Source organism: Olivibacter sp. CPCC 100613 (assembly GCF_036959255.1).
Classification (GTDB): domain Bacteria; phylum Bacteroidota; class Bacteroidia; order Sphingobacteriales; family Sphingobacteriaceae; genus Olivibacter.
On record NZ_JAWMTI010000001.1, the window covers coordinates 1363686 to 1386887 of the forward strand.

Below are 23202 nucleotides of genomic sequence, written 5' to 3' on the forward strand. Positions count from 1 at the left end.
TTGTTAATTGCTTACGTGTTATTCGTTGTTCGTATTGGCTGTTGGCCGGCCGGGCTTATTCTACGGTTGGTTGATAACCGATAGGTGTCTTCTTTATTAAAACTTTTCTTTGGCTATTTTCATGAATGGACTGGCAAAAACAAAATCGTTCAGCTCCTCCACATCCGTGTGTGCGATTTCTTTATTAGATCCTTCCCATTTCTTTTCTCCTTGGTATAAGAAAAGAATATATTGGCCAATGCCCATGACGGAATTCATGTCATGTGTTACAACAACGGTTGTGGTATTGTATTCCTCGGTAATATCTTGAATCAACTCGTCAATCACAATAGAGGTACGTGGGTCCAGCCCTGAATTCGGCTCATCACAGAAAAGATATTTAGGTGTCATGGCAATGGCACGGGCAATACCAACTCTTTTTTTCATACCGCCGGAAAGTTCGGCCGGAAAGAGTTTGTTCCGTCCTTCCAGATTAACCCGTTCCAAACAGAAGTTGGCACGCTCGACTCGTTCTTTTCTACTCATATCGCTGAACATCTGCAAGGGGAAGGTGATGTTCTCTTCTACCGTCATGGAATCAAATAGGGCCGAATTCTGAAAAAGCATGCCGATTTCCTTACGGATCGGAATACGTTCTTCGAAATTCATCCGTGTAAAATCTTGATCCTGATAAAGCACTTTACCCTTATTTGGTTCGTGTAAACCAACCATGCATTTGAGTAAGGTGCTCTTTCCCGAACCGGAACCGCCGATGATTAAACTTATCTTACCAGGTTCAAAGTTGGCGGATATGCCCTTGAGCACATCGTTGCTACCAAATGACTTATATATATCTTGTACTTCGATCATGTCTTAGCTATTAACGATCAGTTTTTCGTTTACTGTTTTACGCCCAATATAAAGCCGATAGCCGTTAAAGCATCAATGCAGTAATTACATAATCGGTAACCAAGATCATGATACAACTGACAACCACACTTTTCGTACTTGCTTGCCCAACTTCCAATGCGCCTCCCTTTACGTAGAAACCGTGATAGGCGGCTACGGATGTAATAACAAAACCAAAAACAAATGCTTTCACAAGCGCTACGGTTACGGTATATCCATTAAAATCACCTGTAATACCCATAATATAATCCGCTGGTGTTACCGCACCGGATAGGGCTCCACCGATCAAGCCCCCGCTCAGGGCCAGAAAGATAGACAATATAACCAACATCGGCACCATCGTGATTCCTGCTAATATTTTGGGGAGAATGAGGTAACCGGGAGCGTTGATGCCCATAATTTCCAAGGCGTCTATCTGTTCGGTAACACGCATGGAACCGATTTGAGAAGAGATGGACGAGCCTACCTTCCCAGCTAACACAAGTGCTGAAATGGTGGGGCTTAACTCCAATATACTCGAGTCACGGTTAATTTGACCGATAATGGAATTCGGAATAAGATCGGACACCAATTGGAAGGCAATTTGCATGGTCATAACCGCTCCGATAAATGTAGAAATAATGGCGATGAGGCCCAGCGATCCTACACCGATGCTGTTCATCTCATGCATAATTTCTTTCCAGTAAATACTTGCTTTTTCAGGTTTTTTGAAAACTGATTTTAACAGTAAAAGATATTTGCCGAAGCTTGTAAAAAACATATATGCGTCTCAGAAATTATTATTATCACCAAACTTAGATAAAATTGCATTCATATGCAATTTAGCGATTCGGCTGGCTAAACAGAAATAGAAACAGCAATTTGATATATTTGTTTGGGCGAAATGCCTGTGGTTAACCATTAACATTAAAAATTCTTAACGATCATGAATAAATGCGCGCTTATCACCGGTGCTACTAAAGGAATCGGAAAGAGCATTGCTTATGCCTTGGCAAAGGAAGGTTATCATATGCTGCTAGCTGCTAGAACAGAAAGCGATCTGCTGAACCTGCAAGCAACGCTTCAATCCCAATATCCGAATCAAATGATTCATTACCGGGCGGCGGATTGCAAGGATCAAAAGCAAGTGCAAGCGCTGGCGCAACAGACGGATGCCCTTTTTCCTGATCTGGATGTATTGGTGAATAATGTCGGCTTATTTATCCCCGGAAGCTTTTTGGAGGAACCACCCGAAGCTTTAGCAGATCATTTGGCAGTGAATGTTTTATGCACCCATTATTTGTCCGTTTATTTTGGTAAGAAAATGTGTCAACGGAAGTCGGGACATCTTTTCAACCTGGGATCGGTGGCCGGTAAATCTCCATTCGTAAAAGCCGCTTCTTACAGTGTAACAAAATATGCCGTACATGGTCTAACAGCTATATTAAGGCAAGAGCTTGGAAGTTATGGAGTTAAGGTGACCGAAATTATTCCCGGCTCCACGTATACCGCATCCTGGGAGGGGGTAGATATCCCTCCTGAGAAGTTTGTAGCAGCTGAAGATATTGCGCAGGCCGTAATAAGCTGCTTAAGCATGAGCAAAGGAGCTAATGTGGATGAGATCTTCATTCGGCCGCTTGATTTGAATATTTAGTTGCTTGTTGAATAACGAATGTGATAATTAGTTAATGAAGGATAGCAACTAAAAACGCATTGCCGGAATGAAAGTAAAGCTTGTTACCATGGAAAAGGAACTTAGGAGAAATGAACAGGAGGGTATGCTTGGCGGTGTTTGTGCCGGCTTAGGGGAGTACTTGGGCATTGATAAAGCTTGGGTCCGGGTGATTTTCGTGCTTAGCCTATTGTTTAGTACCGCTGGAATTGGTTTGATAGGACCTATAGCCTATGTAATTATATGGATTGTTGTCCCTCGTAAACCCTATGTTTTTCCAGGATTTCAGGAACCCTATAATCGTCCGCATACCGAAAAAACTTATAACGTAGGTGGCGAAGATGTATTTCGACACATGGAACGGAGGAAACAACGGGAAAGGACATCGGTTGGCTTCGCATTGCTGCTTATTGGTTGCTTCTTTTTGCTGTTACAGCTGGATTTTATTACGTGGGAGGAACTGATTAAATACTGGCCGCTTATTCTTGTTGTGGGTGGACTTGTAACTATTTTTAGCTCGTTTAAGTTGAAAAAAGGGAATAGGTCAAGCGAAACACCTAATGAAGAAAGTGAGCCTGACGATACAGAGGCTGAAAAACCTTTGTAATTGTTTAATTATGGAGCAGGCCATGTGTGCATTTAATAATGAATCGGAGCAATGGGTCGTGCTCCTAGGTGTCGACCGTTAAGATATTTGAATATGAATAGAGAAAGATTAAATTGGGGATTGGTATTGCTGTTTGTCGGCGTCATGTGGCTTTTAAGCAATGCGGGAGTTATTTCATTTTATTGGTCGAGCTTGTGGCGTTTTTGGCCGGTTTTTTTGATCATCTTGGGCGTCAATCTTTTATTGCCGAAACATGGTGTTGGTAATGCCGTCTCAGTGGTCGCAACCATTGCCGTTTTGATTTTTATTGGTTTTCAGGTGTCCAAACCGAGTGAGACCTGGGGTGGGTACACCCGTTTTGAAGATCGGGGCGATTCGGAAGAGCATTTGGACGAAAAAGATCATAGCGGTGAAGTCAAAAATGCCGATTTCTCAAGCCCTTATAATGCAGGGATCCGACGTGCCCGTCTCGAAATTAAAGGTGGTGCGGTCGAATACAAAATGAATGGCGAGGCAGCGGAACTATTCAGCGCCCATGCGCGTGGCGTTTTTGCTGGCCATGTTCTTCAAACCACAACCAAGGACTCGGTGGCCGAACTTTTCTTTCGAATGAAAGATGTCAAAAAAAAGAACTGGAATATGGACGGCGACGGGGATAATGAGGTCAGCATGTCTCTTAATACTAACCCACTTTGGACAATTCGTGTCGACGTGGGAGCAGGAGCCGTCGATTTTGATTTAAGTCGTTATAAAATCGAACGTCTTACGCTAAAAGGAGGAGCTGCTTCCTTTGAGACAAAGCTGGGTATGCCGATTGGCGAGTCGATCATTGATGCGGAGTCAGGTGTAGCAAGCGTAGAAATAGAAATTCCCAAGGAAGCCGCTGCCCGGATTGATGTGAAGTCCGGATTATCTTCTAAGGAATTTCCCGGATTTATTAAACAGAACGATGGGTCTTATGTAACGGAAGGTTTTGAACAGGCAGGAAATAAATATTTGATTGATTTAAAGGGTGGACTTAGCTCATTTTCGGTAAAAAGATATTAGATTTAGTTGTTCGTTACTCGTTATTGGTTCTTCGTGTCAGTGGCTACTATTTTTACGCATTATGGATTATGATTACGTTGAGAAGGGTCTTTACGTTTTCAATTTTTACTTTTTACTTTGACGACATACTATATTATACAAAACGGTAAACCACTTGGTCCTTTTTCTTTAGCCGCATTAAAAGAGATGCACTTGGCAGGTACCGATTTTATCAAAGAAGAAGGCTGGGACGATTATAAGGAATTGCGCGAAATTCCAGACCTAAGTGCGACCTTAGGAGTCCGTTTTGAGCGAACACTACCGCAGTACTTCGCGACTCTTGACGTCCGCCTTTTAGCCGCCGCTATCGATTATTTTTTTTCTTTTCTGATTTACTGCTGCTTCGCTTTGGCGATTGTGATGAAAGCAGAGGATAAGCAGGAGCAGTGGACTTTTCTCCTCTTCGGATTACTGGTTGTTCCTCTATGCAAATTCATGATGTGCGTTGTGGGGGAGGGGTCTGCAAAAAATGCTTCACCGGGAAAACTCTTATTGCAAATTAAAGTGACTGATACCAAAGGCAACCCCATTGGCTTTGGAAGAGCATTGTGGAGAAACCTAGCGAAAATTACGGGCTTACTGACCTTAGGTCTGAGTTATTTATTCGGCTTTATGGATCGGAAGCAACAGTGTTTCCATGACAAATTAGCCCATACATTGGTCGTTAAAGGGCGATTGATCTAGGTCAGTGCAGATTGCCGATTGCGAGTTGCCGGTTGTGAGCCTTAGCTAATTATCGCATGAAGGAATCGTAACATGAATAAATCACTGCTCAACTATTTCAACACCTTAACAAGTTCTTTACTCAACACGTCCTCTACTCAATGGTTCAAAATCGTTTTACATAAAACAGACAATATGTAACGATCTGTTATTTAATCCATTATATTATTTTTTGATTAAATTTTTGTTATCATATGAGTTAAACGTTTGTTTGAATTAAACGTTTGTTTAACTTTGCGTCCGTTAATTCATTAATTGGATGATTGAATATAGTGAGAAGCAACTTTTGATCATGGATACGGCCCTTCAACTCTTTTCCGAGAAGGGATATGATAAAACCTCCATCCGTGATATTGCACATGCAGCGGAAGTAAATATAGCGATGGTATCCTATTACTTCGGATCGAAAGAAAAATTGCTGGAGGCCCTTTTTAAAAAACACTTTACGTTTATTACGGGCAAATTGGAGAGCATTCTTTATGAAAAAGATAGTACGGCTTTTGAAAAGGTAGAACAGATAATCGATGTGTTTATCAATACCCTATACAGTAGGCAACGATTCAATCGGCTAATGACCCGGGAGGCCAGCGTTCTACAGGAAGGACCGTTATTTGATATGATTTTTGAGATGAAAACCAAAAATAGAAAGCTAATGGAACGCGCGGTAAAAGCGGGACAACGGCTCGGGGTTTTCCGAAAAGATGTGAACGTATTCTTTTTATCCTCTGTACTCATAGGAAGTGTGAATCAAATGTTAGCTAATTGCCGCTATGAAGCACAAAATGCCAAGTTGGAAGGTGCCGAGGCGGAGAATTTTCAACAGAAAAAAATAGACATATTGAGAAGTCACCTCAAGCAAATGTTCATTGCTTACTTGACCCAACCGGAATTAATAGATAAGAGCAAAAATGGATAATATAATAAATAAAGTGAATAAACTTTTAGTAGGGTGTTGCTTGCTTGTTATAGGGAGCAATACGGTATTTGCACAGGAACAAAAAACACTCACTTTACAACAAGCAATTGATTTAAGCTTGGAAAATAGTAAAGAACTCAAAGTGAGCGATAGTAAGGTAAAACAAGCCTTGGCTTCCGTGCAAGAAGCAAAGGATAACCGTTTGCCTGATATTGATATTTCCGGGCAATACATGCGGGTCAATAAGCCGAATGTAGATTTCAAATTGCAGGGCGATTCGGAAGAGGGATCGGGTGGCAGTGAAATGCCGAACGTTAGTCAGGCCATGTTTGGGATGGCGACTGCCAGCTTACCGATTTTCGCGGGAGGAAAGGTTACCAACGGTATCGCTTCTGCGAAGTATTTGGAAAAAGCGACAGCGTTGGATGCTGAACGCAATAGGCAGGAGGTGATACAAAATACGATTGCTGCTTATTACAATTTATATAAAGCACAAGCAGCGGTTAAATTGGTGACCGAGAACCTGAACACTTCCAAACAGCGCGTAAAAGATTTTACCAATATGGAAGCAAATGGCTTGATCGCTCGGAACGATTTATTGAAAGTTCAATTACAGGAAAGCAATGTGGAATTGGCATTACTCAATGCGGAAAACAACGAGAAGATTACCAATTTTAATTTTGATTTGATGCTCGGTTTGGACGAAAGTACGAGGTTGGTGTTGGACACGACAGGCTTATCGGTTAAACCGGAAGTGAAGTCACTTGCCGACTGGGAAGGGTTGGCTTTGGATAGTCGTGCCGATTTTAAGGCACTTTCGAGCCGCCAAGATGCAGCGCATGCCAATGTTAAAGTTGCAAAAGGATCCTATTATCCTTCTTTCGCTGTGTCGGCTGGTTATGTAGGTGTGAATGTACCTCATGCCCTTACCATTACCAATGCCTTAAATGCCGGTGTCGGGTTAAGCTATAATTTGGCTTCGCTTTACAAAGCGGGAGCGAAAGTTAAACAGGCTAAAGCACAAGAAGAACAATTGGTGTGGAATCAGGAGCAATTGAAAGACGATATCCGGATTGAGATTCATAAAGCTTATCAGGATTATACACAAAGCCTGAAAAAAATTCAAGTATATGAAAAGGCCGTAGAGCAGGCGAACGAGAACTATCGCATTACAAAAAATAAATACGATAATAGTTTGGCAACTACCACCGATTTACTTGATGCTGATGTAGCTCGTTTGCAAGCAGGTATTGATTACGAATATGCAAAGGCCGATGCGGTTGTCGCTTATAACAAATTATATGAAAGCGCTGGTGTAAGCGTAGGAGAATAAACGAATAAAAGAGATTTTAAAAGGTATTAACAATAAAATATGGAAACCAATAATCAAACTACGGCAAAAGAACCCGAAAAAAAATCCGGGAATAAAGGTTTTGCAATTGTTTTTGTTCTTCTCATTCTTGTAGGAGGAACCTATGGTGTAATTAAGTATTTACACGGTCAAAAACATGAGGAAACGGACGACGCACAAATCGTGTCTACCATCAGTCCGGTTATTCCTCGGGTGTCCGGCTATATTAAAGAAGTTCGTGTAAGCGATAATCAAATTGTGCATAAAGGGGATACCTTAGTTATTCTGGACGACCGCGATTACCAAGTCAGTTTGGCCCAAGCAGAGGCGGCATTGACCAGTGCCCAAAGCAATGCACATGTAGCGGGTGCCGGCATTCAAGTAGCGCAAGCCAATATCAGTACTTCACAAGTAAACGTAAACACGGTGGAGGCACAGATTGAGTCGGCAAAAGTTAACCTTTGGCGAGCAGAGAACGATTTCAAACGTTACGAAAACCTGATTAAAGATCATAGCATCACGCAACAGCAGTATGAAGAAGCATTAGCTACCAAGCAGTTAGCGCAAAGACAACTGGATGTGTTGCAAACACAGAAGCAATCGGCTGCAAGGCAAGCCGCAGCGGTAGGTACACAGAAATCGGTCAGTGCAGGGCAAGCATCGGTTGCCGAAGCAACCATTAAACAACGGGAAGCGGAAGTAGAGGCCGCGCAGTTAAACGTTTCCTATACCGTAATTACCGCCGCAATTGATGGCCAAGTGGGGAAAGTGAATTTGCAGCCGGGACAATTCCTGGGAGCAGGACAATCGTTATTCAATGTTGTTCCAATAACCGAGAAGTGGGTAATCGCCAATTTTAAGGAAACACAACTTACTAAAATGAAGACAGGGCAGAAAGTATCTATAAAAGTAGATGCCTATCCTGATTCCACTTTAGAAGGAGTGATCGCTTCTTTTTCTCCTGCAACAGGTGCTGCACAATCATTGTTACCACCGGACAATGCCTCCGGTAACTTTGTGAAAGTGGTACAGCGCATTCCGGTAAGGATTGATTTTAATGAAGGGCAAAGTCCAGAGTTGATTCAAAAAATCCGTACGGGTATGAATGTGTTGGTAGACGTGCATCTGAATTAGGTAGTAGCTGTTCGTGGTTTTTAGCCATCAACGTACTAGTTACAAATACCTAACAGCTAAAAGCTTATAATTATATGGAACAAAATTCTTTAGTTGAATATGGTTGGCGACGGGCAATTATCACCATAACGGCCATTTTATGTGCGCTTTTGGAGATTGTGGATACAACAATCATCAACGTAGCGCTGAATGAAATGCGCGGTAATATGGGGGCTACCCTGAGTGAAATTGGTTGGGTGATCACGGCATATGCCATCGGTAATGTGATCGTGGTGCCTTTAACAAGTTTCTTTTCGCAACAATTCGGCCGGCGCAATTATTTTGCCGCCTCCGTGATTCTTTTTACCGTCTGTTCATTTCTCTGCGGAAATGCAACCGCCATGTGGGAACTTATTCTGTTTCGTTTTCTACAGGGTGTAGGTGGTGGTGCCTTGTTGGTAACCTCGCAGACCATTATTACGGAAGTTTATCCAATTGAAAAGAGAAGCATGGCGCAGGCTTTGTATGGTTTGGGAGTTATTGTAGGGCCTACCTTAGGGCCACCGCTTGGTGGGTATATTGTGGAGAACTACAGCTGGCCGTACATCTTTTATATTAACATCCCGATCGGTGTTATCGCTACCATGCTAACGCTCAAATTTGTAAAAAGTCCGAAGTATGGTGAAAAGCGATCAGCAAGTGAAATCGACTGGTGGGGTATCGTATTTCTGGCAGGGGCTGTCGGTTCATTGCAGTTTGTATTGGAGCGTGGGCAGGAAGAAGATTGGTTCAATAACAGCATGATACTGGCCTTCTCAGTACTTTGTGTAGCCTGTATTTATCTCTTTATCTGGCGTGAGCTGACGGCGAAAAACCCGATTGTCGAATTGCGGGTATTGAAAGACGCCAATTTACGGGTAGGTACCATCCTTTCCTTTATTATGGGATTTGGTTTATACGGATCAACGTTTATCATCCCCCTGTATACACAAAATAATTTGGGTTGGACAGCCTATCAAGCGGGTTTACTGATGGTGCCCTCTTCTTTGGTAACGGCCTTTATGATGCCTATTATCGGACAGGTTTTACAGCGTGGTGTCAAACAAAAATACCTGGCTGCAGCAGGTATGTTTCTTTTCTTCATGTTCTGCTTCTGGGGTTTCCGAATCCTAACACCGGATACAGGAGAAGGTAATTTCTTTTGGATGTTGATGCTACGCGGTTTGGCCATGAGTATGTTATTCATTCCGGTCAGTACCTTATCGCTTTCAACGCTGAAAGGTCCGCAAATTGGACAGGGTGCAGCCTTTACGGGTATGATGCGGCAGCTGGGCGGTTCTTTCGGTATTGCTTTGATTACGACGTTTATGACCCGACAGAATGCCTTGCACCGTAATAACTTGATTGAGCATATCAATCCGAACAATCCGCTGTTTCAACAGAAGTACCAGGGTATGGTGAATAATTTTCTGCACCATGGTATGGCGCCTAATCAAGCGAAGGCCGCCGCAATGAGCGCGATGGATGGCTCTTTGATGAACCAGGCCTCGGTACTTTCTTATATGGACGTATTCCTATATATTGGTATCATGTTCTTGATTTGTGTACCCTTTATCTTGATGTTGAAAAATGCAAAGGCTAAAATGGATATGTCGAATGTGCACTAAGAAATTAAAAAGTCAAAATTAAAAAATTAAAAGGCGGGTGTTGAATGGCGCTCGCCTTTTGCGGCAGGTGTTTCGCTTTTTAAAAAAAGAAACGTTTTTCTTAATCAACTTTTTTCATCATTAGTTAGTTTTAAAAGCATTCAAGCTTTCCCTAACGGGAAGGTCCGCGAAAGAAGAGAAGCAAAGAAAGAAGTTAAAATACATGTTCTTTCACTATAAACACCTTCATCTATAGGTTAAAAGTGAAGCCCTACCTGCTACCTAAAGCCGATCACCTAGAACTAATGCTTACATCAATGTTAAAAAATGTTAATACATGCATTTAACCAATTAATTCAATAACTTTGCAATTAGCATTGTATTGAATTTATGGGCAGACTCTACACCCTCATCTTCTTTATTCTAGTAGGGCTTATCACGGTTTCTTGTGATAAGGAAGATGTTTATGTGTACGATCAGCAACTGGTATTGGAGCGAGAAGCTCCTTTGATCGCCTCTTACATTACTGCTCATCATTTATCCGATTCTGCAAAACTTCATCAGGAGACGGGTATTTGGTATGTCCTCCGTGATTCGGGAAATACACAAGTTGATTACCTGGCCATTGATTCGGCAACGAATAAAGAACAGCTGAAAAACAAACTGATCCGGGTAAAATATACAGCACGTATGTTGGATAGTACTATTTTTGAAGAGAATACCAGTTTGGATTCAATTCCTTTTAGGCCGCTATTAACGTCGGAAACCGATACGGGGCGGATTCTGGCTTGGAAAATAGCCTTCTATCCGAAAAGTGTTGGCGGATTGTTGGAAGGTGGTTTACGTGTTGGTGCTAAAATCAGACTCATCACCCCTTCCGTTTATGCTTATCAAGACCGTCCCTATGGTATTGTCAAAGAGAATTCGCCACTGGATTATGAACTGGAGGTGTTGGATATCACCGATGCAGATAAGCCCAAAACAATGCAAAAGAATTGATTCACATATATTTAGATACAAGAGATAAAGCATAAATGAACCTTTCTATCAAAAGAATATCCCTTTTAAGTTTGTTGGGCATCAGCCTTTTTGCGGCCTGTAAGAAACAAGAGTATGAAAGTATTGAGGAACTGGATGCCGCTAGCATTGAAGCCTATATACAAGCGAATAACCTGTCTGTTCAGCCTTTGGGTAATACGGGTATGTATTATCAAATACTGGAAGAAGGAAAGGGAAATGATATTGACTATACCGGACAGTACGCCTTGGTATATACGGTACGTTCGTTGGATGGCGTTTACAGCGTAACGGATACTTTTGCTACTGCCAGCCGTTATTTTGATTATTTGGGATACTTCTTAGGAGCTTCACCCCAAGGATCTGCTATTGCCAGTAATCCAAATTACCAGGGACAGATAGAAAAAGAGGAGGGATTAAAGATGGCGATTCGAACCATGTTAAAGAAAACTGATGGTCAGATAAGGGTACTTATTCCTTCACGTTTACTGTCTTACGGACGTAACGGAAATACAGATTTAGGGATCCCACCCAATGCTTCCATGGATTATGTGATTCGAGTTATTGATAGTGCCAGCATGCCAGCTTACGAAGACTTGTCTATACGAAAGCAAATGGAAACAGCAGGATTAGACACCTCGGATTATGAGAGGACTGAAAGTGGCATATACTATAACATAAAGAAACAGGGAGAGGGCGACTCTATTTCGATTGATTCAATATCCACCTTTGTTTATTCGGCAAAACTTCTTAATGGTGCAACGGTAGACGAATCTGATTCGACAAATTATACATTGAAGAATTTAGTCAAGTCATGGCAGGAAATCATTCCTAAAATAAAAAAAGGTGGACAGGTTCATTTCTTCACACCTTCAAGTTCTGCATATGGACTTGCAGGAGGCTCGGTTCCATTTAGTTCCATGGAATTTGATGTTACTGTGAAGGATAACTAATCTCGTAAAGCATTTTTATATACTTCCAAAGCCCGCTCGCGGGCTTTTTTATGTTCTACGATGGGGCTCGGATACTTAAACGGATCATCCAATTCGGGTATCCAGCGTCTTGCATAAACGAGCTTGGGATCAAATTTTTTTAGCTGCAATTCGGGGTTAAATATCCGAAAATAGGGCGCTGCGTCGTTGCCCGACCCGGCGGCCCATTGCCAGTTGCCAATATTACTACTCTGCTCGTAATCCTGTAATTTCCGCGCAAAATAAGCCTCCCCCCAACGCCAGTCGATCAATAAATGTTTGCACAAAAAACTGGCCGCCACCATGCGAACCCGATTATGCATAAAGCCTGTTTCATTCAATTGCCGCATGCCGGCATCGACGAGCGGATAACCTGTTTTCCCTTGGCACCAAGCGTCAAATTCAGTTTCTTTATTTTGCCATTGAATCCGATCATAGGCCGGTTTAAAGGCCTTGCCCACCGTCTGTGGAAAGTGCCATAGGATCATCATGTAAAACTCACGCCAAATCAACTCATTCAACCACGTTTTTTCTTTTGCCTTGCGTGCTTCCTGTACGAGTGTACGGATGCTGACCGTGCCAAAGCGTAGATGCACGCTTAGGCGACTCGTACCTTGTTCATCCGAAGGGTTATCCCGTGTGTCGTGATAATCAGCGATTACTTTCTTATAACGCTTGCTCGGGAAAGGCTGTTTTGTAGCCGTAAAGCCCAGGTCTTGTAGACTAGGCATCGTTTGTTGGCATGTTGAAAGTGATTGTAAATGATCTTCGCTTGGGTAGTTTTTTAGAACGGATGATGCTAATTGCGCTAACCAACAATTTTTATAAGGGGTAAATACCGTATATGCTTCGTCATTATTTTTCAATATGTCTTCTTTTTCGAAGATGACCTGATCTTTGAAGCTATAAACCGCAACCTGACCTTGTTTAAGAAAATCACGGATTTCTTTGTCCCGCTTTCGTGCATAGGGTTCATAATCGTGATTGAAATAAACGGCTATCGGATTAAATGTTTTTACGATTTCCTTCCAAGCTTTGAGCGGCTCGTCATGATAAAAGGCAATAGCGGCCTGCTGTTGTCCCAGACGGAGATGGATACTTGACAATTCTTGATGAATAAAGGAAACACGGGCATCGTCCTTGTCTTCCAATTTCGATAAAATCGTGCGGTCAAAGATAAAGACAGGCTGAACGTGGTGACCGCTTCGCAGCGCCTCATAAAGCGCATGGTTATCCCGTAAACGTAGATCGCGTCTGAACCAGAAAATGCAGGTGCCTATTTGCTTATGCATCCTTTTGCTCTTTTTCAAAAATATTCGCTAAAGCTGTTTCGACTGTCGGATATGCAAAGTGAAAACCTGCATTGATGATCTTATCGGGCGAAACCTTGGTGCTGTCCAGTAATAGCTCACTCATTTTTCCCATGATGGACCGCAACACGAAAGCAGGAACAGGAGGCAGCCATAGTGGTTTACCCAATGTCTTTGCAAGCTGTCGATTTAATTGTTTATTGGTAACCGGCTCAGGCGCTACCATATTGTAAACCCCTTGTAAACCAGGGTGCTCCAATGCGTAAACATACATGTTGACGGCATCTTCGAGATGAATCCAGGGGATATACTGCTTTCCGTTTCCCAGGGTAGCACCCAATCCCAGTTTAATGGGTGCTGCCAATTTAGGTAAAGCACCACCTTCTTTGGCGAATATAACACCGCATCGTAAAGAGATGGTACGCAGCCCGAGTGACCGGCCTTTAGCAACAGCCATTTCCCATGCAAAACAAGTTTGACCCAAAAAATCGTCTGCAGGTACCCGGTCTTCATTCAATACTTCGTCTCGCTTGTTTCCGTAATATCCCGTTCCCGAGGCGGACACAACCTGTGTTATTTGATGATCGGCAGTTTGTAATAATTTATAAATAAGCGCGATACTGTCGGTTCGGCTCTTCAGAATTTTAGTTCGTATATGCTTGCTCCAAGGTTTTTTTCCTATATTTTCACCGGCAAGGTGAACAATAGCATCCACTTCTTCAATACAGGTTTTATCGATCGTACCCTTTTCTACATCCCAGGCAAAGTATTTTACTTGCTCGGTATCGGGGCGCAGCTTGCGGACAAGGGCGTTAACGGTATAACCCTTTTTTATAAGTGCTTCTGTTAAATGTTCACCGACCATCCCTGAGGCTCCGGTGATTAATATTCTCTTCATGTGTGTGGTGTTAAACGTTAAACAAGTGCTGATTTGAGCGCCTGTTCAAATGTTAGGCATTCATGAGGAAACAAATCATGGATGTGATTGTTTTCGCACAATAAATCTTCTGTAATATTCTCGCCAAAAGCACGTGCGGCAGAAACACTCACGCCTGTTGTAAGACTAATAAAAAAGGCTGATAAGCGATTATTAAAACCCGGTAAAGAGATAATGGGCTTATTGACATGTATCTGCTTCATGTAAACGCGTAACATATCTTTATAACTCAGAATATCAGGTCCGCCAATATCAAAGCTCTGATTAAAAGCGGCCGGATTTAGCACGATAAAGCTTAAGTAAGCCAATAAGTCCTGTAAGGCAATCGGCTGCGCTCGTAATTTAACCAAGCGTTTATTCGCAAAGATGACAAAACGCGAAGAAATTTTTTTCATCATCTCCATTAAAATGGATTCCTTGCCAATAATATTGCTGATTCTTACAATAGTGTAAGAAATATAGCTGTCCGTTAAAATCTGTTGTACTTCTTTGACAAAAGGTGTCCGCAAACGCGTAATATAAATCAATTGTTGACTGTTGCTTTTTCTTGCTTGCTTAATAAAATTGATCAAGGATAAGAGTTCCAGATTTTTATATTGTTCGCTCCATTCAGCAGAATCCTGACTAAGATAGATCGCTACATCTACTTGCTCAGCAATCGCCGGTGTATAACGTTCGCGTACCAAATCGCCGCGTATAACAGATAAATTCGGATGTCCTTCGGTCGTTTCCAGGAAATGTCTTTCATTCCGCACCAAGCAAGATGTGTTGTACCCCTCATCGGCAAGATGCCATGCCAGCCGCTTTCCCAAGTAATTGTTCAGTCCGGTAATTAGTGTATTCATTTCGCTAGGCCTATGTCACGTTTATAACTACAATTATATTGTTCTTTCTGTTTAGTTTAAAATGAAATAAGTATTTCATGAGGAAAGCATTAAAAAACACCGTGTTTAAACAAGGTTTGTTAACGGGGTGTAAAAGCTTGTGGAGAATTAGGCTATTTTTGTTTTATGAATTTAAAAACCAGTATATTTGAGATTAAAAGTTTCCTATATTAAGAATGAATAAAGATACAATCCTTGTTTGGTTTAGAAATGACTTACGCGTCCGCGATAATGAAATATTATGGCAAGCGCTTTCTAAGGCAGACAGGGTGGTGCCGGTTTACGTATTTGATCCCCGTCAGTATACTTCTTTAAAAAGCGGAATGTACAAAACGGGCGTTATCCGCGCAAAGTTTATTTTGGAAAGTGTACAGGACTTGCGACTTTCCCTACGTGCTTTAGGTGCCGATTTACTGGTTGTTTCCGGTTATCCTGAGGAAGTCCTGCCAACCTTGGCAGAACGCTATCAGGTAAAGGAGGTGTATCACCATCGGGAAGTCGCGAAAGAAGAAACTCACATTTCTACACTTGTGGAGGAGGCGCTGTGGAAGAAACGACTTAACCTTCGTCATTTCATCGGTCACACTTTATATCATAAAGAGGATCTCCCCTTTCCAATCAAGGATATTCCGGATGCCTTTGCAACGTTCAGGAAAAAAATAGAAAGAGAAACCACCATCCGACCTTCTGTAGAAACACCGGTGAAGGTGGAGGTTCCTACGGATTTAGAAACAAGTGAAATCCCTACGTTGGAATCATTCGGTTTTTCAGGAGACTTAGTTAGGCTAGCGGATCAATCTCCTTTTTTGGGTGGTGAAGCAGAAGGGTTAAGGCGCTTGGAGGCCTTGCTTGCCGGTGGCGATCGATCGTTAACTGAATCTTTCGGTTCGGAAGAAGGGACTATATTGTCACCATGGATAGCCCTGGGTTGCTTGTCGGTGCATACCGTTTACCATGCCGTTAAAAAGTACGAAGATAAAAGCTTACCGAAGAAGCAAGCGGCTTCGATTATTACCGGCTTACTATGGCGTGATTATTTTCGCTTTATGTTTAAAAAGCATGGCAATCGATTCTTCTTAAAGCAGGGGTTCTCTAATGAACCACCGAGATACGAACTGGTGGAGGAAGCGTTATTCGAAAGGTGGAAACAAGGAGAAACGGGCGATCCCTTTGTAGATGCCGCCATGCACCAACTGAATTCCATTGGGTTTATACCGCATACTGCCCGAATCCTGGTGGCGCATTATTTGACCAGTGATCTGAATATCAGTCACCTACAGGGGGCTGCCTATTTTGAAGATAAATTGATTGATTACAATCCGGCATCTAATTATGGCAACTGGGCGCACATTGCCGGTGTCGGCAGCAGCCTAAAGGATAATGGCGTTCGAGATATCCGGAAATTACAAAATTTATTGGATGCGCAGGGAGAATATGTGAAACGCTGGAACAGCTCCCAATTATCCTATTCAACTTAAACATTTCCGTGCTTAACCTGTTGAGAAAAAATGTACATCATGGCACGGTAACTATCGATGCAAATTTTTGTGCTAACGTTATAATTAAATTTGATTTAATGTGCATTCCGTCAGATATTTTATAACTTTGTCAGCACATCGTATTATAAAGTAAATGGACAGACTTTCATATCTTAGTAACGCAGACTCAAGTTACGTAGAATCGCTCTACAAAGCGTATAAGGAAGACCCCGATTCGGTCGATTTTGGATGGCAGAAATTTTTTGAAGGATTTGAATTTGGCGAGCAAGCAGGCGGCCATGGGCGGCCGGTGGAGGGCGGTGACGTTTCTGAGCATTCGTTGAAAGAAATAAGGGTATTAAATATGATTCACGGTTACCGAGACCGTGGACACTTGTTTACAAAAACAAACCCTGTTCGTGAACGCAGGCCCTATTATCCAGGAAAGGAACTGGAAACATTCGGTTTGTCGGAAGCGGATATGGATACCGTGTTCAATGCAGGGGTTGAGGTGGGTTTGGGCCCGGCTAAATTGCGCGACATCCGCCAACTCATCGAAGAAACCTATTGTGAATCAATCGGTGCAGAATTCACCTATATCCGACATCCTGAAAAGGTTAAATGGCTGACCGAATCGATGGAGAGCACCCGTAACCAGCCTAATTTCCCGCTAGAGAAGAAAAAAAGGATTCTTCAGAAGCTGAACGAGGCGGTTGTATTTGAGAATTTTCTGGGCACCAAGTTTTTGGGGCAAAAGCGTTTTTCCCTAGAAGGTGCTGAAACTGTAATTCCGGCCTTGGATTCGATCATCGAAAAAGGTGCTGATCTGGGTATCCAGGAATTCGTGATCGGTATGGCACACCGTGGACGACTGAATGTATTGGCCAATATCATGGGAAAAACCTATAAGGATATTTTCTCTGAGTTCGAGGGAAAAACCTATGCAATGCAAGGCGAAGATCCTGATTTCGGTGGAGATGTAAAATATCACCTGGGGTTCTCAACTGATATAAAAACGAATACCGGTAAAGATGTCCATTTGAGTTTATGTCCAAATCCGTCTCACTTAGAGACGGTTGATCCGGTAGTAGAAGGCTTGGTGCGTTCTAAAATCGATATGAAATACGATGGAGACAAGTTGAAGATTGCGCCTATATTAATTCATGGTGATGCGGCTATCGCGGGGCAGGGTATTGTATATGAAGTGGCGCAAATGTCCAAATTAGATGGCTATTCAACGGGAGGAACCATTCACCTGGTTATCAATAACCAGATTGGCTTTACAACCAACTTTAAAGATGCACGTTCATCAACCTATTGTACGGATTTGGCGAAGGTAACCCTTTCGCCCGTTTTTCATGTAAACGGAGACGATGTGGAGGCGTTGGTATTTGCCATTAATATGGCGGTAGAGTATCGCCAGCGATATCATACGGACGTTTATATAGATGTATTATGTTACCGTCGTTATGGGCATAACGAAGCAGATGAACCGAAATTCACGCAACCGAAATTATATAAAGCGATTGCTTCGCATCTGAATCCTCGTGAAATCTATAATAAAAAGCTAATGGAGCAGGGAAGTGTAGATGCGAACTTGGCGAAAGAGATGGAAAAAGATTTCAAGGCCTTGTTACAGCAACGCTTGGACGAATCGAAGGAAGAAGAAAACCTGAGCGAATCCAATCCTATGTTTTCCGGTGCCTGGAATGGGTTGAAGCCTGCAAAATATGAAGACATCTTTAAAACGGCGGATACAGCAGTCGATAAGAAAAAATTTATTGAGATTGCGAAATTGATTACACAGCTTCCAAAGGATAAGAAATTCTTCAGTAAAACGGCTCGATTGTTCGAAGCACGTTATAATATGATTGAAGAAGATTCGTACGACTGGGCTATGGGGGAACTGATGGCTTATGGAACGCTCTTGGCGGAGGGATCACGTGTTCGTATTTCCGGTCAGGATGTGGAACGCGGTACGTTCTCGCACCGACATGCAGTCATTACCTTAGAGGATTCGGAAGAAGAATACATCCCCCTAAAAGCGATTAATAATGGGGATGTGAAGTTCGATATTTACAACTCTTTACTTTCTGAGTATGGTGTGTTAGGTTTTGAGTATGGTTATGCTTTGGCGAACCCGCAGTGCCTGACGATCTGGGAAGCACAATTTGGCGATTTCTTTAATGGTGCTCAAATTATTGTTGACCAATATTTAGTGAGTGCCGAAACTAAATGGAAGCGCTCGAATGGCTTAGTGATGTTATTGCCTCATGGTTATGAAGGCCAGGGCCCCGAGCATTCTTCCGGACGTATTGAGCGTTTCTTGGAAGCTTGTGCCGAAAATAACATCCAAGTGGCGAATTGTACCACACCGGCAAACTTCTTCCACTTGCTGAGACGTCAGCTGCACCGTGACTTCAGAAAGCCGCTGATCGTATTTACACCGAAAAGTTTATTAAGACATCCGAAGGTGGTGAGTAAACTGAAAGACTTTACAAACGGACAGTTTCAGGAGATCATCGATGATAGCTATGTAAAAACTGCCGATGTAAAGCGGGTGCTTTTCTGTACCGGAAAGGTGTACTTCGATTTATTGCAGAAGCAGCAAGATGACAAGCGAAAGGATGTAGCTATCATACGGGTGGAGCAGTTATATCCAACACCTACCGATAAGATACGAGCGATTCGTCAGAAATATAAGAATGCAACCAAATTCTACTGGGTACAGGAAGAACCTGAAAACATGGGGGCTTGGCCACATATTTGCCGTAAATACCGAAAAACAAGTGTGGAACTTGATGTTATCTCGCGTAAGGAAAGCGGTAGTACAGCAACCGGGTATTCGAAACAACATAATGCACAACAACTGTCGCTGATCAGTCGCGCTTTTGCCGATGATAGCGCAGGTACGGAGGCAAAAAAGCAAGTAAAAAAGACAACTAAAGAAGCAGCAAAAGTAGACTAACATAAAAAATTATGGCAATAGAAATAAAAGTTCCAGCCGTAGGCGAGTCGATAACGGAAGTTACCTTATCTCAATGGCTGAAAAAAGATGGGGACTATGTAGAAATGGATGAGAATTTGGCCGAATTGGAGTCCGATAAAGCCACCTTTGAATTACCGGCTGAAAAGGCCGGGATACTCCATATTATTGCTAAAGAAGGGGATACCTTAGAGATTGGTGCAGTGGTATGTACAATTGAAGAGGCAGATAATAAAGGCGCAAGTACCACACAAAATAACAAGACAGCAACGGCTGTACCGGAAGCAAAGCCGACAGCTCAGGATAACGGTGCTGCCGGGGAACCGGTAGAAATTAAAGTGCCAACAGTAGGGGAATCGATCACCGAGGTTACGTTATCACAGTGGTTGAAGAAAGACGGTGATTTCGTAGCAATGGATGAAGATTTGGCGGAACTGGAGTCGGACAAGGCTACTTTTGAGCTTCCTGCGGAGGTTGCAGGAACCTTGCAGATTATCGCCCAAGAGGGAGATACCTTGGCTATCGGTGCGGTGGTTTGTAAAATTATTCCGTCAGGCAAGGTTGCTGCAACAGCTGCCGCAAGCAGTGTGGCTACGCCTTCTGCTGCTGCAAGTGATGAGGAAGCAGAAAAGGAGCAAAATTATGCTGCGGGAACACCCTCGCCGGCTGCGGCTAAGATTTTAAAGGAAAAGGGAATTGATCCAAGCACGATTAAGGGAACCGGTAAAGACGGGCGTATTACAAAAGAAGATGCATTAAAGGCGGAAAAGAAGGCGGTCGAGTCAAAACCGATAGCTGCTGCGCCTGCGCAGAAAGCAGAAGCACCGGCTACAACCCCTAAAGCGGTTGCGGGTTCACGAGATGAGCGCAGAGAGAAAATGTCTTCATTACGTAAGACGATCGCAAAACGATTGGTTTCGGTCAAAAACGAAACGGCGATGTTAACGACCTTTAATGAGGTGGACATGAAGCCAATCATGGATTTACGTGCAAAGTACAAAGATAAATTTAAAGATAAATATGGGGTAGGTTTAGGCTTTATGTCTTTCTTCACCAAGGCGGTTACCACAGCATTAGCGGAATGGCCTGCTGTGAATGCGCGCATTGATGATAACGAAATTGTCTATAGCAATTTCGCAGACATCTCGATCGCGGTTTCAGCTCCGAAAGGTTTAGTGGTGCCGGTGATCCGCAATGCAGAGTCAATGACGCTAGAGGAGATTGAAAAAGCAGTTCGCGACTTGGCGTTGAAAGCAAGAGATAATAAGTTGACAATTGATGAAATGACCGGTGGTACCTTTACGATTACGAACGGAGGGGTATTCGGTTCCATGATGTCAACGCCAATTATCAACGCGCCTCAATCGGCTATTTTGGGTATGCATAATATTGTAGAGCGTCCGGTGGCGATTAATGGGGAGGTTGTGATTCGTCCTATGATGTATGTAGCTCTGTCCTATGATCACCGTATCGTTGATGGACGGGAATCTGTCAGCTTCCTTGTTCGAGTGAAGGAGTTATTGGAGGATCCTGCTCGATTGTTATTAGGTATTTAAATAGAAGCTTATCTTCAAAAAAGCGGTTGGAATGTATTCAACCGCTTTTTTTCTAAGGTACCTATTCCGCAACATGCCGGGATTTACGAAGGATTTCAGGATAGCATATGATCTTACCAAGATCAATATAAATGTCATAATCTATTGGGTTAAGACATCGTTTAGAACTTATGAGAAAATTACTACTAATTACCGTATGCTGTCTCTCGTTTTTTGTTTCGAAGGGACAACAAGAATTTGAATGGCAAATAAAAGCGTTCGGCTTTGCCGATAACCGTGAATATTTAAATGCGAAGCTCCATTCGCAATCTATTTTGGGTATGCGCTTTGCTCCCGAAGTGGGGCTGCGTCTTGACAGCACACACCGCATACGTTTTGGCGTCAATTTTTTACAGGAATTCGGGGCGGAACCCTTTCGTGAAAAAGTGAACCCCATCGTCTATTATAATTATGAAAATCAAGGACTTTCCTTTTATATCGGGGCTTTCCCTCGTTTGGAATTGCTTGGTGATTATCCGCGGGCAGTGTTGAATGATACCCTCCAATATTACCGACCTAATGTAGAAGGTCTCTTTTTTCGCTATAAAAAAGAAGGGTTCCACCAACAGATATGGGTTGATTGGACCAGTCGACAAACCTCCGAAAAACGGGAACAATTTATGGTTGGCTTGTCAGGTAAAGTAACAACAGGTATATTTTTCTTCTCGCATTACCTCACTATGCTTCATACGGCGAATACGTCTACCGGTGAATTTCCCGTACGGGATAATATGGTGGCGCTTTTACAGGTAGGAGCTGATTTGAGTGATCGGTGGGTGTTGGACTCGCTGACCATTGCGGCAGGTGGACTTGGATCGTTGGATCGTATAAGGGGAGAGTATGATACGCGAACTCCAAAAGGGTTTATTGCAGATGTGCATGCCGGATATAAATCGTGGTTTATTCATAATACCTTTTATAAAGGGCAAGCACACGATATTCTTTTTGGCGACCGATTTTATACAAAAGACAGTTACGATCGTTTGGATCTCGGCTGGCGACCTTTTAGAAAAGGGAATATAGAAGGTTTCTTTATGTTGAGTCTGCATTTTACCCCGGGCGAGATAAGCAATCAACAGATGATCCAACTCCGCTATAACTTTGGAAAAGCTTTGAAGTTTAACTAGTTAAGTAGGAAATAGTTTAACTAGTTGGGTAGGGAAACGGTTGATCGTAGACCTCATCCCTTACAGCCTTCTTACTTTGCCTGATCCGGAAGTGCTGGCATTTACGCTTTTTACACTCCCCCCATAGTGGACAGAGCCGGAACCGCTGATTTTGGCGTTTAATTCCTGGTTTGTAAAAACGTAGGCATCGCCTGATCCACTGATGTTAACATTTGTACTGTTAGCTGTTAATTTTGCACCATTAAATTTTCCAGAACCGCTGATCCGAATATCATTGCTGTCGGTTGAACCTTCTATATCAATTTGTCCGGAACCACTTATATTAGCGGAAAAATCGTCTACTTTTGCCGTACAGGAAATATTCCCCGAACCGCTTACCTTCATGTCGAGTGAGGGCGAGTTAATGGGATTAGCAATTTCGATTTTACCTGATCCACTCTGTGATAAACCAACCAGCCGCTTGGCGGTGATATAGACGGATACATGACCTTTATTCATGGAAAACCAATTGAGGTTTTTCTTCATGCGAATTTTAAGTGTCCCCTGTTCAACGACCGTCTCCACGTTTTGCAAAATTTCCGGATCGCCTTCTAATTTGAGCGATTCGGTATTTCCCATTTTCACGAACACATGAAAACTACCGTTATTTTGGATGCTGTTAAAATCGCGAACGTCCCGACTTTCCTCATCGAGCTTATTTAATAGCGTTGCATGTGCAATACCCATGCACATGAAAGGCAGTAATACTGCCAACCATCCCAGTGATCCGAATAACCTCTTCATTTAGATAATTGTTTTATAGCTGTTGTTTTATTATTCTATAAGGGTTTGACCTCGTTGCAACGAGATTTTATAATAAGACGCATAAAGTCGGAAAACGTTGCATTTTTTTTATCTTTATTCGTTGAAAAACAAA

20 protein-coding genes are annotated in these 23202 nt (G+C 42.6%); 14 read left to right on the top strand and 6 right to left on the bottom strand.

Features of this window, described 5'->3' with window-relative positions; translation table 11 throughout:
• Positions 1-96: 96 nt before the first annotated feature.
• Positions 97-849, bottom strand: a complete 753-nt coding sequence (locus tag RYH73_RS05490) for an ABC transporter ATP-binding protein (RefSeq protein WP_335312398.1) — start codon at positions 847-849, stop codon at positions 97-99.
• Positions 850-913: 64 nt separating this feature from the next.
• Positions 914-1648 (bottom strand): MlaE family ABC transporter permease, encoded by a 735-nt coding sequence (locus tag RYH73_RS05495; protein WP_335312399.1) that lies wholly within the window; start codon positions 1646-1648, stop codon positions 914-916.
• A gap of 165 nt (positions 1649-1813) precedes the next feature.
• Here RYH73_RS05495 and RYH73_RS05500 point away from each other — a divergent pair, with 165 nt between their 5' ends.
• From RYH73_RS05500 to RYH73_RS05545, 10 genes are all read left to right on the top strand, one after another.
• A complete protein-coding gene (locus RYH73_RS05500) occupies positions 1814-2521 on the top strand; it encodes an SDR family oxidoreductase (protein ID WP_335312400.1) in 708 nt (235 codons plus the stop codon).
• 67 nt (positions 2522-2588) lie between these two features.
• On the top strand, positions 2589-3146 hold the full coding sequence (locus RYH73_RS05505) for a PspC domain-containing protein (RefSeq protein ID WP_335312401.1): 558 nt from the start codon (positions 2589-2591) through the stop codon (positions 3144-3146).
• Positions 3147-3239: 93 nt separating this feature from the next.
• Complete coding sequence (locus tag RYH73_RS05510; protein WP_335312402.1) at positions 3240-4193, top strand: LiaF transmembrane domain-containing protein; 954 nt, start codon at positions 3240-3242, stop codon at positions 4191-4193.
• Positions 4194-4310: 117 nt separating this feature from the next.
• Complete coding sequence (locus RYH73_RS05515; protein WP_335312403.1) at positions 4311-4916, top strand: RDD family protein; 606 nt, start codon at positions 4311-4313, stop codon at positions 4914-4916.
• Between the two features lie 298 nt (positions 4917-5214).
• Entirely contained in the window at positions 5215-5871 is a 657-nt protein-coding gene (locus RYH73_RS05520) for a TetR/AcrR family transcriptional regulator (protein WP_335312404.1), read from the top strand.
• Positions 5864-7204 carry a TolC family protein gene (locus RYH73_RS05525; protein ID WP_335312405.1) on the top strand — a complete coding sequence of 447 codons (1341 nt, stop codon included), beginning with the start codon at positions 5864-5866 and terminating at the stop codon, positions 7202-7204. The genes RYH73_RS05520 and RYH73_RS05525 overlap by 8 nt, the downstream gene beginning before the upstream one ends.
• Positions 7205-7243: 39 nt before the next feature.
• Entirely contained in the window at positions 7244-8356 is a 1113-nt protein-coding gene (locus tag RYH73_RS05530) for an HlyD family secretion protein (RefSeq protein WP_335312406.1), read from the top strand.
• A gap of 74 nt (positions 8357-8430) precedes the next feature.
• Positions 8431-10002: a DHA2 family efflux MFS transporter permease subunit gene (locus RYH73_RS05535; RefSeq protein ID WP_335312407.1), complete on the top strand. Its 1572-nt coding sequence runs from the start codon at positions 8431-8433 to the stop codon at positions 10000-10002.
• A gap of 369 nt (positions 10003-10371) precedes the next feature.
• On the top strand, positions 10372-10980 hold the full coding sequence (locus tag RYH73_RS05540; protein ID WP_335312408.1) for an FKBP-type peptidyl-prolyl cis-trans isomerase: 609 nt from the start codon (positions 10372-10374) through the stop codon (positions 10978-10980).
• 35 nt (positions 10981-11015) lie between these two features.
• The gene (locus RYH73_RS05545; RefSeq protein ID WP_335312409.1) at positions 11016-11951 is read left to right on the top strand and encodes an FKBP-type peptidyl-prolyl cis-trans isomerase; all 936 of its coding nucleotides are present in this window, start codon (positions 11016-11018) and stop codon (positions 11949-11951) included.
• Here RYH73_RS05545 and RYH73_RS05550 read toward each other — a convergent pair.
• Genes RYH73_RS05550 through RYH73_RS05560 form a run of 3 tightly spaced genes read right to left on the bottom strand, consistent with a single transcriptional unit; the run spans position 11948 to position 15061 of the window.
• Complete coding sequence (locus RYH73_RS05550) at positions 11948-13261, bottom strand: cryptochrome/photolyase family protein (RefSeq protein ID WP_335312410.1); 1314 nt, start codon at positions 13259-13261, stop codon at positions 11948-11950. The genes RYH73_RS05545 and RYH73_RS05550 overlap by 4 nt on opposite strands.
• Positions 13254-14177, bottom strand: coding sequence for a TIGR01777 family oxidoreductase (locus tag RYH73_RS05555; protein WP_335312411.1), 924 nt, complete (start codon positions 14175-14177; stop codon positions 13254-13256). The genes RYH73_RS05550 and RYH73_RS05555 overlap by 8 nt, the downstream gene beginning before the upstream one ends.
• Positions 14178-14194: 17 nt before the next feature.
• A complete protein-coding gene (locus RYH73_RS05560) occupies positions 14195-15061 on the bottom strand; it encodes a hypothetical protein (RefSeq protein ID WP_335312412.1) in 867 nt (288 codons plus the stop codon).
• Between the two features lie 215 nt (positions 15062-15276).
• On the opposite strand from RYH73_RS05560, the gene RYH73_RS05565 reads away from it, so the two are divergent.
• The 4 genes from RYH73_RS05565 (at position 15277) to RYH73_RS05580 (ending at position 22286) form a co-directional block, all read left to right on the top strand.
• Entirely contained in the window at positions 15277-16578 is a 1302-nt protein-coding gene (locus RYH73_RS05565; RefSeq protein ID WP_335312413.1) for a DASH family cryptochrome, read from the top strand.
• A 154-nt stretch (positions 16579-16732) separates the two neighbouring features.
• The gene (locus RYH73_RS05570) at positions 16733-19546 is read left to right on the top strand and encodes a 2-oxoglutarate dehydrogenase E1 component (protein WP_335312414.1); all 2814 of its coding nucleotides are present in this window, start codon (positions 16733-16735) and stop codon (positions 19544-19546) included.
• Between the two features lie 11 nt (positions 19547-19557).
• Positions 19558-21120: a 2-oxoglutarate dehydrogenase complex dihydrolipoyllysine-residue succinyltransferase gene (gene odhB, locus RYH73_RS05575; RefSeq protein WP_335312415.1), complete on the top strand. Its 1563-nt coding sequence runs from the start codon at positions 19558-19560 to the stop codon at positions 21118-21120.
• A 170-nt stretch (positions 21121-21290) separates the two neighbouring features.
• A complete protein-coding gene (locus RYH73_RS05580; protein ID WP_335312416.1) occupies positions 21291-22286 on the top strand; it encodes a hypothetical protein in 996 nt (331 codons plus the stop codon).
• A gap of 60 nt (positions 22287-22346) precedes the next feature.
• Here the strand turns inward: RYH73_RS05580 and RYH73_RS05585 are convergent, their stop codons facing one another.
• The gene (locus tag RYH73_RS05585) at positions 22347-23069 is read right to left on the bottom strand and encodes a head GIN domain-containing protein (protein WP_335312417.1); all 723 of its coding nucleotides are present in this window, start codon (positions 23067-23069) and stop codon (positions 22347-22349) included.
• Between the last annotated feature and the right edge of the window lie 133 nt (positions 23070-23202).

What these genes read in the sequence shown, in the direction of transcription:
- RYH73_RS05490 (WP_335312398.1), bottom strand. Translation starts at nt 849, where the DNA reads ATGATCGAAGTACAAGATATATATAAGTCATTTGGTAGCAACGATGTG.
- RYH73_RS05495 (WP_335312399.1), bottom strand. Translation starts at nt 1,648, where the DNA reads ATGTTTTTTACAAGCTTCGGCAAATATCTTTTACTGTTAAAATCAGTT.
- RYH73_RS05500 (WP_335312400.1), top strand. Translation starts at nt 1,814, where the DNA reads ATGAATAAATGCGCGCTTATCACCGGTGCTACTAAAGGAATCGGAAAG.
- RYH73_RS05505 (WP_335312401.1), top strand. Translation starts at nt 2,589, where the DNA reads ATGAAAGTAAAGCTTGTTACCATGGAAAAGGAACTTAGGAGAAATGAA.
- RYH73_RS05510 (WP_335312402.1), top strand. Translation starts at nt 3,240, where the DNA reads ATGAATAGAGAAAGATTAAATTGGGGATTGGTATTGCTGTTTGTCGGC.
- RYH73_RS05520 (WP_335312404.1), top strand. Translation starts at nt 5,215, where the DNA reads ATGATTGAATATAGTGAGAAGCAACTTTTGATCATGGATACGGCCCTT.
- RYH73_RS05525 (WP_335312405.1), top strand. Translation starts at nt 5,864, where the DNA reads ATGGATAATATAATAAATAAAGTGAATAAACTTTTAGTAGGGTGTTGC.
- RYH73_RS05530 (WP_335312406.1), top strand. Translation starts at nt 7,244, where the DNA reads ATGGAAACCAATAATCAAACTACGGCAAAAGAACCCGAAAAAAAATCC.
- RYH73_RS05535 (WP_335312407.1), top strand. Translation starts at nt 8,431, where the DNA reads ATGGAACAAAATTCTTTAGTTGAATATGGTTGGCGACGGGCAATTATC.
- RYH73_RS05540 (WP_335312408.1), top strand. Translation starts at nt 10,372, where the DNA reads ATGGGCAGACTCTACACCCTCATCTTCTTTATTCTAGTAGGGCTTATC.
- RYH73_RS05545 (WP_335312409.1), top strand. Translation starts at nt 11,016, where the DNA reads ATGAACCTTTCTATCAAAAGAATATCCCTTTTAAGTTTGTTGGGCATC.
- RYH73_RS05550 (WP_335312410.1), bottom strand. Translation starts at nt 13,261, where the DNA reads ATGCATAAGCAAATAGGCACCTGCATTTTCTGGTTCAGACGCGATCTA.
- RYH73_RS05555 (WP_335312411.1), bottom strand. Translation starts at nt 14,177, where the DNA reads ATGAAGAGAATATTAATCACCGGAGCCTCAGGGATGGTCGGTGAACAT.
- RYH73_RS05560 (WP_335312412.1), bottom strand. Translation starts at nt 15,061, where the DNA reads ATGAATACACTAATTACCGGACTGAACAATTACTTGGGAAAGCGGCTG.
- RYH73_RS05565 (WP_335312413.1), top strand. Translation starts at nt 15,277, where the DNA reads ATGAATAAAGATACAATCCTTGTTTGGTTTAGAAATGACTTACGCGTC.
- RYH73_RS05570 (WP_335312414.1), top strand. Translation starts at nt 16,733, where the DNA reads ATGGACAGACTTTCATATCTTAGTAACGCAGACTCAAGTTACGTAGAA.
- odhB (WP_335312415.1), top strand. Translation starts at nt 19,558, where the DNA reads ATGGCAATAGAAATAAAAGTTCCAGCCGTAGGCGAGTCGATAACGGAA.
- RYH73_RS05580 (WP_335312416.1), top strand. Translation starts at nt 21,291, where the DNA reads ATGAGAAAATTACTACTAATTACCGTATGCTGTCTCTCGTTTTTTGTT.
- RYH73_RS05585 (WP_335312417.1), bottom strand. Translation starts at nt 23,069, where the DNA reads ATGAAGAGGTTATTCGGATCACTGGGATGGTTGGCAGTATTACTGCCT.